Origin of the sequence: Streptomyces sp. NPDC097981, assembly GCF_040302565.1 — a bacterium.
GTDB lineage: Bacteria > Actinomycetota > Actinomycetes > Streptomycetales > Streptomycetaceae > Streptomyces.
In genome coordinates this window covers 79,866-93,458 of record NZ_JBEORW010000030.1, presented here as the reverse complement: position 1 = coordinate 93,458, position 13,593 = coordinate 79,866, and the positions used below count along the sequence as shown (strand labels likewise).

At 70.0% G+C, this 13,593-nt stretch carries 14 protein-coding genes; 6 read left to right on the top strand and 8 right to left on the bottom strand.

Features of this window, described 5'->3' with window-relative positions; translation table 11 throughout:
• Window positions 1–4: 4 nt before the first annotated feature.
• The 3 genes from ABTY04_RS26760 (at window position 5) to ABTY04_RS26750 (ending at window position 2,183) form a co-directional block, all read left to right on the top strand.
• Complete coding sequence (locus tag ABTY04_RS26760) at window positions 5–1,048, top strand: PP2C family protein-serine/threonine phosphatase (protein ID WP_502996722.1); 1,044 nt, start codon at window positions 5–7, stop codon at window positions 1,046–1,048.
• A 218-nt stretch (window positions 1,049–1,266) separates the two neighbouring features.
• Complete coding sequence (locus ABTY04_RS26755; RefSeq protein ID WP_352215932.1) at window positions 1,267–1,551, top strand: hypothetical protein; 285 nt, start codon at window positions 1,267–1,269, stop codon at window positions 1,549–1,551.
• A 26-nt stretch (window positions 1,552–1,577) separates the two neighbouring features.
• The gene (locus ABTY04_RS26750; RefSeq protein ID WP_352215931.1) at window positions 1,578–2,183 is read left to right on the top strand and encodes a TIGR03086 family metal-binding protein; all 606 of its coding nucleotides are present in this window, start codon (window positions 1,578–1,580) and stop codon (window positions 2,181–2,183) included.
• Window positions 2,184–2,265: 82 nt separating this feature from the next.
• On the opposite strand, the gene ABTY04_RS26745 is transcribed toward ABTY04_RS26750, so the two are convergent.
• The 3 genes from ABTY04_RS26745 to ABTY04_RS26735 all read right to left on the bottom strand — a co-directional run bounded on the left by ABTY04_RS26745 (window position 2,266) and on the right by ABTY04_RS26735 (window position 5,020).
• Window positions 2,266–3,786, bottom strand: a complete 1,521-nt coding sequence (locus ABTY04_RS26745) for an SDR family NAD(P)-dependent oxidoreductase (protein ID WP_502996721.1) — start codon at window positions 3,784–3,786, stop codon at window positions 2,266–2,268.
• 195 nt (window positions 3,787–3,981) lie between these two features.
• Window positions 3,982–4,311, bottom strand: a complete 330-nt coding sequence (locus tag ABTY04_RS26740; protein ID WP_352215929.1) for a hypothetical protein — start codon at window positions 4,309–4,311, stop codon at window positions 3,982–3,984.
• A gap of 484 nt (window positions 4,312–4,795) precedes the next feature.
• Window positions 4,796–5,020, bottom strand: a complete 225-nt coding sequence (locus ABTY04_RS26735) for a hypothetical protein (protein ID WP_352215928.1) — start codon at window positions 5,018–5,020, stop codon at window positions 4,796–4,798.
• Between the two features lie 613 nt (window positions 5,021–5,633).
• Here ABTY04_RS26735 and ABTY04_RS26730 point away from each other — a divergent pair.
• Window positions 5,634–6,413 carry a methyltransferase domain-containing protein gene (locus tag ABTY04_RS26730; protein ID WP_352215927.1) on the top strand — a complete coding sequence of 260 codons (780 nt, stop codon included), beginning with the start codon at window positions 5,634–5,636 and terminating at the stop codon, window positions 6,411–6,413.
• Window positions 6,414–6,963: 550 nt separating this feature from the next.
• On the opposite strand, the gene ABTY04_RS26725 is transcribed toward ABTY04_RS26730, so the two are convergent.
• The 5 genes from ABTY04_RS26725 to ABTY04_RS26705 all read right to left on the bottom strand — a co-directional run bounded on the left by ABTY04_RS26725 (window position 6,964) and on the right by ABTY04_RS26705 (window position 10,655).
• A complete protein-coding gene (locus ABTY04_RS26725) occupies window positions 6,964–7,524 on the bottom strand; it encodes an RNA polymerase sigma factor (RefSeq protein WP_352215926.1) in 561 nt (186 codons plus the stop codon).
• A gap of 252 nt (window positions 7,525–7,776) precedes the next feature.
• The gene (locus ABTY04_RS26720; protein ID WP_352215925.1) at window positions 7,777–8,661 is read right to left on the bottom strand and encodes an aldo/keto reductase; all 885 of its coding nucleotides are present in this window, start codon (window positions 8,659–8,661) and stop codon (window positions 7,777–7,779) included.
• A 126-nt stretch (window positions 8,662–8,787) separates the two neighbouring features.
• A complete protein-coding gene (locus ABTY04_RS26715) occupies window positions 8,788–9,015 on the bottom strand; it encodes a hypothetical protein (protein ID WP_352215924.1) in 228 nt (75 codons plus the stop codon).
• 328 nt (window positions 9,016–9,343) lie between these two features.
• Complete coding sequence (locus tag ABTY04_RS26710; RefSeq protein WP_352215923.1) at window positions 9,344–9,868, bottom strand: hypothetical protein; 525 nt, start codon at window positions 9,866–9,868, stop codon at window positions 9,344–9,346.
• A 604-nt stretch (window positions 9,869–10,472) separates the two neighbouring features.
• The gene (locus ABTY04_RS26705) at window positions 10,473–10,655 is read right to left on the bottom strand and encodes a hypothetical protein (RefSeq protein WP_352215922.1); all 183 of its coding nucleotides are present in this window, start codon (window positions 10,653–10,655) and stop codon (window positions 10,473–10,475) included.
• A 244-nt stretch (window positions 10,656–10,899) separates the two neighbouring features.
• Here ABTY04_RS26705 and ABTY04_RS26700 point away from each other — a divergent pair, with 244 nt between their 5' ends.
• Window positions 10,900–11,514 (top strand): hypothetical protein, encoded by a 615-nt coding sequence (locus ABTY04_RS26700; protein ID WP_352215921.1) that lies wholly within the window; start codon window positions 10,900–10,902, stop codon window positions 11,512–11,514.
• 266 nt (window positions 11,515–11,780) lie between these two features.
• Window positions 11,781–13,487 carry an immunity 49 family protein gene (locus ABTY04_RS26695; protein WP_352215920.1) on the top strand — a complete coding sequence of 569 codons (1,707 nt, stop codon included), beginning with the start codon at window positions 11,781–11,783 and terminating at the stop codon, window positions 13,485–13,487.
• Window positions 13,488–13,593 lie beyond the last annotated feature (106 nt).

The following is a 13,593-nucleotide window of genomic DNA, read 5'->3' as shown; positions in this document are numbered from 1 at the left end:
GCCGGTGTTCGTCACCGTGCTCATCACCGCTCTGGCGTTCTCCACACCGAGGGAGTTCGCCTTCAGCCGCCTCCTGCCTGCCGCACCGGCTCTCGCGGCCGCGATGTGGCCCGTACTTCCCACGATCTTGCTGGGGGCGTTCTGCCTGCTGGTCATGATCGGCCTGAGCTTCGCCTACACCGACCTGGGGACTCCCTACACGGCGGCTGCGATCATTGCGGTCACCCTGGCGGCCGCATACGCAAGCCACGTCCGGCTCCAGAGGGAGGAGACGCTCCTCCACGTCCGGCTCATCGCCGACACAGCCCAGAAGGTACTGCTGCGCCCCCTGCCGCGCCGCATCGCGGATGTCGAGATCGAGTCGCTGTACCTGGCGGCCCAGGAGCAGGCCCGGATCGGCGGAGACTTCTACGAGGCGGTCGACACGCCGTTCGGGGTCCGTCTGCTCATCGGCGACGTACGCGGCAAGGGCCTGGCGGCCGTAGGGGCGGCCTCAGCGGTGATCAACAGCTTCAGGGAGGCCGCGTACGACGAGCCCGACCTGAGGGGCGTCGTCCATCGCCTGGAGGCCAGCATCTCCCGCCACAGCGACGCGTTCCCCGCTCTGGACCTGCCAGAGCGCTTTGCGACCGCTCTGCTCGCTGAGATCCCGAATAGCGGAGGCCGCATCAGCATCCTCAACTGCGGACACCCCCCGCCCCTGCTCGTCCGCCGAGGCGAGATCCGCGTCCTGGACCCCACCACCCCCTCTCCGCCCCTCAACCTCGCCTCGCTCATCGGAGACCACTACTGCGTCGACACCCTCGTCTTCGCCCCGGGCGACCAGCTGCTGCTGTACACAGACGGTGTCACGGAGGCCAGGGATCGCGACGGTGAGTTCTTCCCGCTGCCGGAGTGGATGCGTCGGCAAAGCCCGGCGCCGCCCCGCGAACTGCTCGACCGGCTTCACGAGGCCCTGGTGCACTACAGCGGCGGAAGGCTGGAGGACGACATCGCGGTCCTTGCCCTGCGGTCCACGAGCATCCAGGTCCAAGCGCAGCCCGTATAGGCGGCGGGAAGCGGCGGTGGGACGCGCTGGCCGGACGAAACCGGCCGGATCCCCGATGGCGGCGGCATGCCGGACCTTGCAAGGCCGGCGCGAAGGCGCCGTTCGGGTCACGGAGGGGGTACTTGGTGGTGAAAGCCGTTCGGCTTGCGATCGTGGCGGCCGTCGCGAGGGTAGACCGTCCTGGCAACGACCGCCCCGCAGCCATCGAGGAGCCAGCCATGTACGCAGCAGTCCGGCGGTACGAAGGGGTGACCGACCCCGCCGAGGCGGCACGCATCGTGCGAGAGGGGTTCGTGCCGCTCATGAGCCGGGTCCCCGGCTTCGTGGCCTACTACTGGATCGATGCCGGGAACGGAGTGATGGTCTCGACCAGCGTCTTCCAGGACCAGGCCGGTGCCGAGGAATCGATTGCGACCGCGGCGGACTTCGTGCGGGACCACCTCGCACCACTGCTCCCGACCCCTCCTCAGGTCCTGGCCGGGGAAGTCGTGGCTGCCGCATAGTGGCGCAAGAACGCAGGGGCCCGACCGTGAGCGATACGACGACTCTCGACCTACGACCACAAGCCCGGGCCGTGGCCCGACTCTCGGCGGCAGTCCCGGACGACCGGCTCGCCGATCCGACGCCCTGCCCCCAGTACGCGGTCAGCGACATGCTGAGCCACCTCGCACACCTTGCCGTCGCCTTCCGCGACGCAGCCCGCAAGAATCTGGGGCCCACGACCGACACGGCACCCGACGCAGCAGCCGTGCCCGCCCTGCCCGGCCAATGGCGCGAGGAACTGCCCCGGGTCCTCACCGAAATGGCCGAAGCATGGATGGACCCGGCCGCCTGGACCGGCATGACCCGCGCAGGCGGCGTGGACCTGCCCGGCGAGATTGCGGGTGCCGTGGCCGTCGATGAACTGGTGATCCACGGCTGGGACCTCGCGCGGGCCACTGGCCATGAGTACGCCCCCGATGCGGCCGCGCTGCGCGCTGCGCACGCCTTCCTGCTGGCGGCCGCCGAGGACGAGGACCGCGGTGGGGGCATCTTCGGAGCCGTCGTGCCCGTACCGGACGACGCTCCGCTGCTGGACCGGGCAATCGGGCTGAGCGGACGCGATCCGGGCTGGACACCGCCGACGTCCCTGTGACGCCGCCGCCCGGGTCTTGGAGACCGTGCCGCGTTGCGCCGGCTCTGCAGGGCGCTCTGAGCGGGGACCGGGTCCGGTCAGGTCACCATGCGACGTGCTGGTAGTCCTTGAGGAGGACCCCGTGGACGGGCGCGCCCGCTTGTCCTTGCACGATGGGGTGGTAGATGCGGGCTGCGCCGTCGACGATGTCCAGCGGAGGGCGAAATCCGGTGGCGGCGTGCCGTTCCCGCGCGGGGAGGGGCTTTTCGTCGGTGACCCACCCGGTGTCGACGCTGCAGGTGTGGATGCCGCGGGAGGCCAGGTCGGCGGCGCTGGTGCGCGTGAGCATGTTCAGGGCTGCTCTGGCCATGTTGGTGTGCGGGTGGTCGCTGGTCTTGTTCCGGACAGTGAACTGGCCTTCGACGGCAGATACGTTGACCAGGTAGCGGTGTGCGTGCGGGGAGGCGTCGAGCAGGGGCAGTAGGCGGTCTGCGAGCAGGAACGGCGCGACGGCGTTGACCAGCTGGACTTCCAGCAGTTCGACCGGGTCGACCTGTCCCAACCGCAGCGTCCAGGAGTTGGTGGCGGACGTCTCGGTCAGCAGGCCCGCCTCGTCCACGGTTTCCCGCGGCAGCAGGGCGGCGGCCGCCGATGGCTCAGCCGTGTCTGCGGTGCCGGCCAGGGTGTTGCCCGTCTCGGGCCGGGGGGTGAGTTCTGTCGTCCACGGCAGGGGCGCAGTACGGGGGCCGGGCGCGAGGAATCCCGGAGCGGTCCAGATCCGAGCCGCGGGAAGTGCGGTTCGGGCGGTGGTCTCGGCGGCGACCAGCGCACTGTAGGCCTCAGGGGTGCGGCGCAGGGTCTGAGCCGCGTTGTTGATCAGAATGTCCAGGGGACGGTCCTGCGCGAGCAGATGGTCGGTGAACGCCAGGACCTGCCGGGGATCACGCAGGTCGAGGGCGGCGATCTGCAGCCGGTGCCACCAGCCGGCGGCGCCGGGCGCTGCGGCGAACCGGCGTTCTGCATCGCGGGGGAAGCGGGTGGTCACGGTGAGCTCGGCCCCGTCCCGCAGAAGCATCAGCGCGGCCTGGTAGCCGATCTTGACGCGTCCGCCGGTCAGCAGCGCACGTCGGCCGGTCAGGTCGGTGCGGGCCGTGCGTCGGGTGAAGTTCTCCTCGGCGCACTGGGGACACAGCAGGTGGTAGAAGTGATGGACCTGCCGGTAGTGGTTCTTGCACACGTAGCAGCGTTGCGGGCGGTTCAGCAGCTTGAGAGGCCTGCGGTCGTCCGGGGTGCCGTCCGGCGATCGGCGCTTCGCACCAGGGCCAGGGGCGGGCCGATGCGCGATGTACTCCCGAACGGTCAGGTCTTGCCGGGTGGGAGTGTCGGTGGGCAGCGCGGCGTCCATGGTGCGTTCGGGGGCGCCGGTGGCGGTGGAGGCGAGCAGCTTCGCGTCGGCTGCTGTCCGATCTGCGCGTGCCTGAGCGCGTCGCCGGTGCCGGCCGTCGCGTACGAGGTCGCTGGCGGCCTGTTCCAGCAGACGGCGCTGAGCATCATCCACGGGGAGTTGTTGTGCCTGGTGCAGCAGCTCCAGGCAGGCCTGTATGAGATTGCTGCCCAGCGGCATACCTGTGGCGGGAGTCGCCGAAACAGCTGGCTGCACCAGAATTCCTTACTCGAACATGTGAGCGCTTCACGCGGCAATGACCGCCCATGATGCATGACTTATACGACATCCGTCACTCGCATTCAGTTCCGGCGTGAGCCCCGCCCTTGCTCACCGCGCCACTGTGCCCGGGCACAGGAGCCGAGGCGAACGAGGTCAGTGGTCGTGTCGCATGCCGTGCTCCAGCTGCTCGGGCCGGATCGCGTCGGCAGTGTCGCCGAGGGGCACCAGGCTTGATCGGCCGCCGGGCCCGGTTGCGGTGAACGGGATACCCAGGCTCTGGCACATGCGGGAGGCGCGCCCCAGGGCACTGAACGTCATGGGGGAGGGAGCGTCCGTCGGCAGGTGGATCGTGACCCGACTCGGATGGTGGGCGTGGACGAGGGCCTCGATCTGGAGGGCAGCCGCCGCCCGGTTGGTGACGTCCAGTTCCTGGGGGATCTCCACATGCAGGGTGCCTTCGGTGATGTGGTGACTGATGACCATGATCTGCCTCCCGCCCGCCGGGACCCGGACGGCACCGCCGCAGCAAGACCGTGTCCGGTACCAGTGTGGGACGCACGCCTGGGACGGGCGAGCCAGCATCGTGCCGCCCTGCAAATGAGATGACTTTTCGGGCTGTCGCGCGGGCAAACGGGCCATGTACGCCTCGGTCTGCCTGCACGACGGCCAGCCTCAGCGGGCGGTGAGAAGCAGGTGCTTTGCCAGGATGCCCGGCACCACTGGCGAGTCCGGGCCCGCTCTTCGGCCTTCGGCGTCCTCGCCGGTGAAATCCACCACGCCCGCACCCGTCGGCCGGGCCGCGCGCACGGCGCAGTCGGAGCCGCCACCGGCAGAGCGGCTTGCCGCAAAGGTCGATCCCCTCCCGCCGGAGCGGGCCGCCGACACCCTGGCGGGGTATCCGTCAACACGCGGCGCCAGGCTTGCGTTGCCCGGTCACGCTGGTGGGCCCCGTCGATCTGGGCCGGAATCAGCCGCCGCCTCTGTGGAGGAAGAGGAGAAGGCTGCTCGCTTGGGCGGGGGTCAGGTCAACCGGAACGTCGCGGGGAGCCGGTCTTCCGTCGGCAATGGCGAGGAGGCAGCCTTCGGCTTGTTCGGGTGGGACGCTGTCGAGGATTTCGTTGATCAGTTTCATCATCTCTTCGTCAGAGAGCGTTTCCGGATCGCTGAGGTTCTTCGGCTTCTTCTTGTCCATTTCCGGCCTCACCGCGTAGTCATGTGATCGAGCCGGGCCTGACACTGCCCGGTGTCCGTTCGGCTGTCGGCTGGGTCAGGTCCGTCCTGTCACCAGGCCGGACGAGCCCCATGCCTGGGTCCGACCCGGCGCACGAGCAGCGGGGGCCGAGTAGCCCCAGACGCCAAACGATGGAGCCGGGACCAAGGGCTTCGTACGCGCGAGAGAGCTGCCGGCACCCTGGAAGGACACGCCTCAGGCCGACGGCGCCCTACTGCTCAGCATGGGCGATGCGCGGGAGGCCCGCGAGGCGAGCCGGGCGCCGCAGCCTGCGCACCGTGAGCGCCGAGCCCGCCTCGGGGCACGGCAGTGGGCGTTCAGTTGGACTCGACTCACACCCATCGGATGGTCACGGCGTTGCATCGCGAACGGCCCGACGTCCCTTCGCCACGACGATGTGCGGGAGGTGCGGGTCTGCTGTCCGGCCAAGGGATCCGCGCAGGGTGGGCGGGTCAATGGACGGAGACCCAGCCGATGACGGAGGTGATCGCGCCGCCCAGCGGCACAGCGGCGACGGCAAGGAGAGTGCCGAGGGGGTGACCGACCGCCAGTAGCGCCGATAGCGTAACGGGGTATGGATCATGACGAACAGTTACTTCGTGCCTCGTCGTTCGGTGTGGCGGCGGCCGCATACGCCGAGCACCGTCCGGACTACGCGCAGGCCGCGGTGCGCTGGGCACTCGAACCCGCGCCCGGTCCTCGCGTGCTTGACATCGGCGCCGGAACCGGCAAGCTGACCGCCACGCTGGTCGCGCTGGGCGCCGAAGTCATTGCGGTCGAGCCCGACCAGGCGATGCTGACCGAGCTGCGCCGCTCGCTGCCGGCTGTCCGTGCCCTGCCGGGCAGTGCCGAGGCGATACCGCTGCCGGACGCCTCGGTCGACGCCGTGCTGGCGGGCAACGCCATGCATTGGTTCGACATGGCCGTCGCGGGACCCGAGATCGCCAGGGTCCTTGCGCCCGGCGGCATCCTTGCCGGCCTGTGGAACCTCATGGACGACCAGGTCGAGTGGGTCGCCGGGCTCGTGCGGGTCGGCGGGACCGCAGCGATCGGCCCGCGCGACACGCCCACCAGCTGGCGTGCCGCGACGGCCGGCATGCACCTTCCAAAGACAGGTGTGGGGCCCCGGTTCGGCTCGCCGGAGCAGACCGAGTTCCCGCACGGGCAGCGCCGTACCGCCGACTCTCTCGTCGCGACGATCGCGACGCGCGCAGGGATGCTCGTCATGCCGGAACAGGAACGGGAGGCCACACTGGGCCGGATCCGCGGATTCCTCACGGGTCGACCGGAGACCGGCCGCGGCGAGTTCACGGTACCGATGGTGACCGGCGTGCTGCGTGTCCGGCGGCTGTGAAGCATCACGTCGGCACCCGAGCCTGATGCACGGCCGCGAGTACGCGGGAACCGGCCGCGCACCAGCGCTCTCACCATGCATGCCGTTCACCCGCTCACGGCAGAGCACCATGCGACCTGCCAGTAAGCGACTGAACACTTCAGATGGGGAGGGAGGCGCTGGTGCTCGCCACCCGGTACGCCAAAACCGCCCAGTCCTGGAAGGCAGCCGTCAACCCCGCATCGATCCTGATGTGGGAACGACGATCGACGACAACTCCTCAGAGGGCGAGGCCCCGCCGTGCCGGTCGGCCGGCGGTGCGTCCGCTCTCCTGAGCTCACAGCGGCCGTCCGTACACGCGCGGCGCAGGCGTCCCGCGGAGAGCATCTGCACGAGACCGATGGCCCAGCACATCGGGCAACCGCGAAGCGCGAACAGCCCCGCGGCCGCGACCACAAGGCTGCCGGGCCCCAACAGCGGGATCAGCAGGAGCGATCCGGCCAGCGCCGCGAAGCCCGCCGTTCCGCGCAGGAGATGCCGCGGAAGTGACGCGCTGGTGAAACGCCCGGGGTCACGCATCACTGCCTCCCGACGCGGAGCCCATCGGCGTCCGCAGCGCCTGGCGGACCGCTGTACGGGCGCGGTGGAGGCGGGACTTCATCGCCGCGGTGCTCAGACCGAGTGTTTCGGCGACCATCCGCCCGCTGTAGCCCTGGACGTCCCGCATGATCAGCACACGCCGCTGGTCAGCGGGCAGCGCCGTGATGGCCTGCGCCACCCGTTCCGCTTCCAGCCGCACCAGCACCTCGTCCTCGAACGAGGGGACATTGCCTTCCGGGACCGGCCCGCCGCCACGCGCCGTCAGCCGCATCCGCCGCAGGCACTCGTTGCGCACGATGCGGAACATCCACGAGGCCAGCGCCCCGGACGCCCGCAGCATGCCGATCTTCCGGTACAGGATGATCAGGGCCTCCTGCGCCGCATCCTCCGCGTCCTGAGGCGACGCGCACAGCGACCGGGCGAACCGCTGCAGGTGCGGGTGGGAACCGGCCAGCACGGCTGCCGTCGCCTCCACATCACCGCTCTGGGCCGCGACCACCAGCTGCTCAGCTGGCCACACAAGGTCAGCCACGTGAACGCCCCCATCGGCGCCGCACCACTACAGCACAGGTGCACAGCATGACCGCCCCGGCGACGACAACGCCTATGACCATGACTACCTCCCGTCACACGGCGGACCATATCGTCCGCACACCCATGAGAGGCATGCGCACTGCAAAAGGATTCACCCTCGGTCGGTCAGTCGGGGTCACGACAACCGGACGTCAAGGTTCAGAGTTCACCACCGTCCGCAAGGCCAGCGTCCTGTGCGCCGGCGCCCAGGTCACCCCGGCAGAGCGTCATCGAGCCTCGTGAGTTCCTCCACACTCAGCTTGAGGTCCGTGGCCCCGGCAGAGTCAGTGATGGAGGCCGGGCGGCTGGCTCCCGGTACCGGGATCACCGCCGGGGAGCGGGCGAGCAGCCATGCCAGGGCGATCTGCTGCGGACTGACGCCGTGGTCGTCCGCAATGCTGTGGAAGGCAGTGCCGACCGAGGTGGGGCCCGAGGGTCCGTCGAGAGAGCTGCGCGAGATGCCGCCCAGCGGGCTCCAAGGCAGGAAGGCCAAGCCCAGCTGTGTGCTCAGCTGCAGCTCTGCTTCGCTGTCGCGCACGGCCGGCGAGTACTGGTTCTGTACGGAGGCGAGCCCGTCGCCCAGGATCGCATGTGCCTCGCGGATCTGGGCGGTGGTGACGTTGGAGATGCCGACGGCGCGGATCGTGCCGGCGTCGAGCAGCTCACGCAGCGCGCCGACGGACTCGGCCCAGGGCACGACGGGGTCCGGCTTGTGCAACTGGTAGAGGCCGATCGCGTCGAGGGCCAGGCGCTTGGCGGAGGCCTCGGCCGCTTGCTTGAGGTGATCCGGGGTGGCGGTGACGGTCCAGCTGCCGTCGCCCGGGCGGCCGCGGCCGCCCTTGGTGGCGACCAGGATGCCGGAGGTGCCGCCGCCGTAGCGGGCCAGGGCGCGGGCGATCAGCAGCTCGTTGTGGCCGACCTCGCCGGCGTACCAGTGGTAGCTGTCAGCGGTGTCGATCAGCGTGACACCCGCGTCGAGGGCGGCGTGGATCGTGGCGATGGCCCGCGTCTCGTCCGGACGTTGCTCGATGGACAGCGGCATCGCGCCCAGGCCGATGGCGCTGACGGTGATGTCTGCGATCGTGCGGTACTGCATGGTGGCTCCATTCCTCATGCGGTTTCCGTCCGGCCTGCGCGGCGATGACCGCGACGAGACCGTGTGTACGTCGAGGGGCCCGTCGGAACAAGCGTTGAGCGGGCCGGTGAAGTCGGCGGTGGCCACTCACGGCAGCAGGTCCGCCGGCTCCTCGTAGCGCTCGGCGTAGTGCGCCTCCAGGTACGCGTCGTCGTGCCGGGGAAGGCCCATGGCCACCAGCCAGGCGGCCGGGTCGACGATCTCCTCCGGCACCGGCGTGCCCGGCGTGCCCGGCGGGACAGCCGGCAGTACGGCGGTCGCCGGGTCGTAGACCTCGAAGTACCGGCTTCCGCCGATGACGCAGATCCTTTGCATGCCCTCATCCTGGACATGCACTGCCATCAGCAGAAGTGCTCGCCTACTGAATGCGTATTAAGGCGGACTGTCGATCGATGTGCAGCGGCTCCGCGGCGTGTGGCCGGTAGCGGAGCGCGGCGGCTTCAACCAGGCAGCCGCCGCCTTGCACCTCGCCCTTCGGCCCTTCCCAGCACGTGGCCGCCCTGGCGCGCAGTCTCGATGCCCAGGTCATCGACCGCAGCACCCGTGTGGCTGGTGTGGTCGAGGAACTCGGCACGGTCGGCCCACTCGCCGTCGGTGCGCTGTCGGTACTGGGGGGTGAAGTGGCGGTCGGCGGCCTCTCTCGTCAGGGAGTGTGGGTGAGGGTGTTGTCGAGCCAGTCGTAGATGCGGGCGAGGGAGAGGCGCATGGCGCCGGGGTGGCAGTGGGCGCCGGCGCCTTCTTCGGCGGTGAACATCATGAGGGTTTTGGGGCAGGTGAGGTGGTTGTAGAGCTGTTCGGGCTGGCCCTTGAAGAATTCGTCTTCGGCGGCGTCGCAGACGAGGGTGGGGCATTGGATCTGCTCGGCGATGCCGCCGTCGAGGGTGTAGTCGAGGTAGGAGGCGCTGAAGTCCCGGGGGGTGTCCACGCCCATGACGTACATGCCGTGGTTGATCGCCCAACGCGCGGTCGCGTCAGTGGCCGTGAGCTTCTCGAATGAGGCGTCGAGTTCGGGGGCGGATCCCGAGCGGAGGAGGCGCTCGGCCGCTTCGCGGTCAGTGGGGATGTTCCGGACGGATATCTGGCCGAGGTCGTAGACGCCGTCGACGGCGATCAGCGCGGCGAGGCGGTGTTCGAAGGCGGCGGCTCTGGGGGCGAGGATGCCGCCCATGCTGGTGCCGAGCAGGGCGATGCGGCTGTTGTCGACTTCCGGAAGGGTTTCGGACGCCGAAACCCTTCCGCCGCGCCGCGCAGGTCAAAGATCAAGCCAGGGCCTGTTGTGACAGTGCTGGTCACAGCCACTCGTCGAGGGCTGCGACCAGCAACCGCTGATGGCTCTACCGCCCTTGCGCCCGCAGCCGGCCGCCGACCACCTGAGTACGCCTTCGCCCCGTTCCGGGCCGGATACACCGCCTGTCTTGCGGCTGCCGGGCGGCCCCGTCGCCGGCGCGCAGCAGGTCATGGGTAGTAGCTGAGGATCACCAGCAGCGCTGTGCATTCCCCGAGGAGCTGGGCGCCGAGCGCCGCCTGGCGCACCCTCAGGACGGGAGCGGCCAGAGTGACGACCGACGCTACGACGGCGAAGCCGACACTCCAGACGAACAGCCACCCGGGCAGCCGTCCGGATACTCACCTCGCGGGTGTGTGCCGTACTCAGATCGCAGGCGCCGGGCGGCTTGCAGCAGCGCCGGTGTCAGATGGCCGACGTGGCCGGCGTCAGACGGGTGATGGTGATGCAGCCGGACGGCCCGCCGCCACGGGCGCAGACGTTCGCATCAGTGCGGCGGTCCATCTGCCAGGGTCGGAAACCACTTGGTGATGCCGGGCTGCATTGCCGTGATGGAGTTCATCTGAGCCTGCCAGTCGCTGCCTGCCGTGCCGCGGCTGCCCTGGCAGCCGGGGCAGCCGTCCTCGCCGCGGATGTGGCCCGCCAGCCACGCGTTGACGGCGACGCTCACGATGACGTTGTAGAGGTCGAGTGCTTCGGCCTCGTAGGGTTTATGGACGGGGAACTGGCAGCGGGCGATGCCCGCCGAAGGGTGAGAAACCCAGGCGGCGATCCTCGGGATCCCAGTCGACGGCCGATTCCGTACAGGCCGCACAGGCCGCACAGGCCGCACAGGCCGCACAGGCCGCACGGGCCGGAACCGGGCGCTTGCGGCCGTGATCGCGAAACCGGTTCGGGGGACTAGTCTTTCGATCATGCGTATGAGGATCGTTGGAATCGTGGCGATGGTGAGCGTGGGCTTGTTGGCCACGGGGTGTGGGGGCTCCGACTTGAAGAGTAAGCCGGAGCCTTCCATCAGCCGGCTGCCGAACAGGCTGGATCGTCCGGGTCCCCTCCCGGAGGGCGACCTGCAGCCGTCGCCGGCTGCCGACGCGCCGTTCGCGGCGAACCTGGAGTACGAGCTCCGTAAGAAGACCCTCTCCTTGGCCAATGCCACAGGGGAAGTTACCGCCACGTGCCCGACGGACGTGGGCTCGAAGAAGGGCACCACGGTCGTTTGTACGTCCAACTACAAGGGCGCAGAGGTCGAGTGGGACGTTGCCATCGGCGACGAGCCGGGCTGGTTGCCAGGCTACGTGAACTTCACCGCGAGGCCCCGTAAGGGGATCATGTCGAAGGAGGGCGTCCAGCGGATCATCTTCGGCAACGGCGGTGACTCTGTGGATTACATCCGGTGCAACGACGTGCCCGAGGCCGTCGCGGTGCCCATGGGCCCCACCCAGTACACGTGCCAGAAGGTAATGAAGGACGGGGAGCTGTACTACCCGCAGCCGATGAGCGCCACCGAGGACGGCCCGCGGGCGTACTGAGGCGCGCTCGGCAGTCCACGCCCGGCGCATGATCGTCGGGATTCGGCTGCGGGGCGGCCTGCGCCTGCTCCCTCCAGGCCGCGAGCTCCTCGCCGGTGAAGCCGGCTCCGGCCCCGCCGGAACCGGAGCCGGCGATGTGGCCAACCGGCGCGCCCAGTACCGTCCCCGACGAGGCCGTGGCGCAGATCAAAGCGCCCAACGCGGAAGGCCGGCGCCGGCCGGTCCCGCCGCGCTGCCTGTCACTGGCGCATCGTAGGGTCGCGGGGATGAAACGAGACGAAATCCCCGGATCCATGGACGCCTTCGACCCGGCCCTGCCGATGCTGACTCCTTCTCAGGCCGCGTACCTGCGGAACCTTGCCGCCCCTCATACCGAGGACGGGCACCACTACGCACTGGACGGCCTCGCGGCCCGCTGCGCACAGGTTCCGCAAGAGCAATGGCCCGAACTGGTCGCCGCGCACTTTGAGGTGCTGCGGCGGGCGAGCCGCGGCGGTGAGAGCAGCGAGGAGCTGCTGCGCGGCGCGCACGCACGGCTGCTGCCGGTCGACTCCCTCACGCCGGAGCTGGTGGACCGCATGCGCTACGCGCGGGTGGTGGCGGAGGGGCTGGTATTCGCTTACGCCCTCGACGGGCCGGACAGTGTACGGATCCTGACCGACGCCGACGTCGAGCGGGCCGGGCTGGAGACCCTGGGGCGGGCGGCGTACGAGAACCTGATGGACGTGCCGGTCACGTACGAGGAAGTGCCGGTCGAGGGACGGGCGACGCTGCACTCCGTGTACGGCGACTCCCCGTTCGTCGCGAGCCGGGCACTGTTCCTGGCGGAAACGGTCCGGCGGCTGACCGGTGAGACCCTGCCGGAGGCGGGCGCCCTGGTGGTCGTACCGACCCGGCACCTGCTGGCGTACCACCCGATCGCCGACGGCACGGTGATCGACGCCCTCAACGACCTCGCCACGTACGCCCTGCGCGCCCACCAGGACGGGCCGGGCCCGCTCTCCCCACGGGTCTACTGGTGGTACCAGGGCAGCCTGACCTCCCTCACGGTCATCGACGAGGACACCAGCACCCTCTCCCTGCAGCCGAAGCCTCACCTGCTCGGCCTGATGAAGGGCCTGGTCCGCCTGGACCGCGCCGGACGGACGACCACCAGCCCGGCGGCGCGGACGCCCTCCGACGCAGCCGGGCTCGAACGGGCCGCGGCCGGCGCGCTGGAGCAGCTCACACGGGACCCGTCGGGGCTGGGCGACGCCTTCGCCGCGGCCGTCGCCCTCGCCCACGCGCGCTGCGCCGACGACCCGAAGGCGTCCGACGTCACCACCTGGGACGCGTGGGCCACCGCCGTGCAGCTCGGCTGCGCGCTGTTCACCGGCGCGGAGCCGATGGAGTGCCACCTGGGCGAGGACCTGGTGACCCGGCTGCCCGCCCTCCCGGCCGTTCCCCCGGCGGACGCCCGGGCCTGGCTCGACGCGCTCTACCTGGCGGTCGTGTGCCGCCAGAAGGAGCGGATCGACCGGCTGTGCCGGGTGCCGATCGAGCGGCTGCGGGAGGACGACTCGGTCGACGAGTACGTGCTGCACTGGATCGACACCCTGCAGACGTACTTCGCGACGACCCGGCAGTCCATGGACGAGGTCGTGGACAAGCTGCTCGCCGCGATCCAGGCCTCGATGCCGGAGCGGATCGCCCGTGCCCCGAAGGAGTTCGTGAACGGGATCGACTACCAGCCGGTCGCGCTCTTCCACCGCCTGATCACGGGCGACCGGGACGCCTTCGCGGAGACACTGGCCGAGGCGGTCGCGGAGCACGCGGGCTACTGGGGGACATCGCAGGCCCCGCGCGCCCGGGTGGCCCTGGGCCCCCTGGCGATGGCCGCATTGGCCCACGACTACGGGTACCCGGTCGCGGCGGACCGTCCGCACCTGCCGGTGTACCTCCTCGACGGGCAGCGGATCGAGCACATCCCCTGACCTTGTTCTGTATCTTCTGGCGCTTCTGAAGTGGTCCGGGCAGGGTGGGCGCCATGACGGACAGCTCCGACTCTGTTCCTGCGGATGTGGACGACCGCCAGGCGAT

What these genes read in the sequence shown, in the direction of transcription:
- ABTY04_RS26735 (WP_352215928.1), bottom strand. Translation starts at nt 5,020, where the DNA reads ATGGACAAGAAGAAGCCGAAGAACCTCAGCGATCCGGAAACGCTCTCT.
- ABTY04_RS26700 (WP_352215921.1), top strand. Translation starts at nt 10,900, where the DNA reads ATGCGTATGAGGATCGTTGGAATCGTGGCGATGGTGAGCGTGGGCTTG.
- ABTY04_RS26720 (WP_352215925.1), bottom strand. Translation starts at nt 8,661, where the DNA reads ATGCAGTACCGCACGATCGCAGACATCACCGTCAGCGCCATCGGCCTG.
- ABTY04_RS26695 (WP_352215920.1), top strand. Translation starts at nt 11,781, where the DNA reads ATGAAACGAGACGAAATCCCCGGATCCATGGACGCCTTCGACCCGGCC.
- ABTY04_RS26745 (WP_502996721.1), bottom strand. Translation starts at nt 3,786, where the DNA reads ATGCCGCTGGGCAGCAATCTCATACAGGCCTGCCTGGAGCTGCTGCAC.
- ABTY04_RS26740 (WP_352215929.1), bottom strand. Translation starts at nt 4,311, where the DNA reads ATGGTCATCAGTCACCACATCACCGAAGGCACCCTGCATGTGGAGATC.
- ABTY04_RS26715 (WP_352215924.1), bottom strand. Translation starts at nt 9,015, where the DNA reads ATGCAAAGGATCTGCGTCATCGGCGGAAGCCGGTACTTCGAGGTCTAC.
- ABTY04_RS26730 (WP_352215927.1), top strand. Translation starts at nt 5,634, where the DNA reads ATGGATCATGACGAACAGTTACTTCGTGCCTCGTCGTTCGGTGTGGCG.
- ABTY04_RS26710 (WP_352215923.1), bottom strand. Translation starts at nt 9,868, where the DNA reads ATGGGCGGCATCCTCGCCCCCAGAGCCGCCGCCTTCGAACACCGCCTC.
- ABTY04_RS26755 (WP_352215932.1), top strand. Translation starts at nt 1,267, where the DNA reads ATGTACGCAGCAGTCCGGCGGTACGAAGGGGTGACCGACCCCGCCGAG.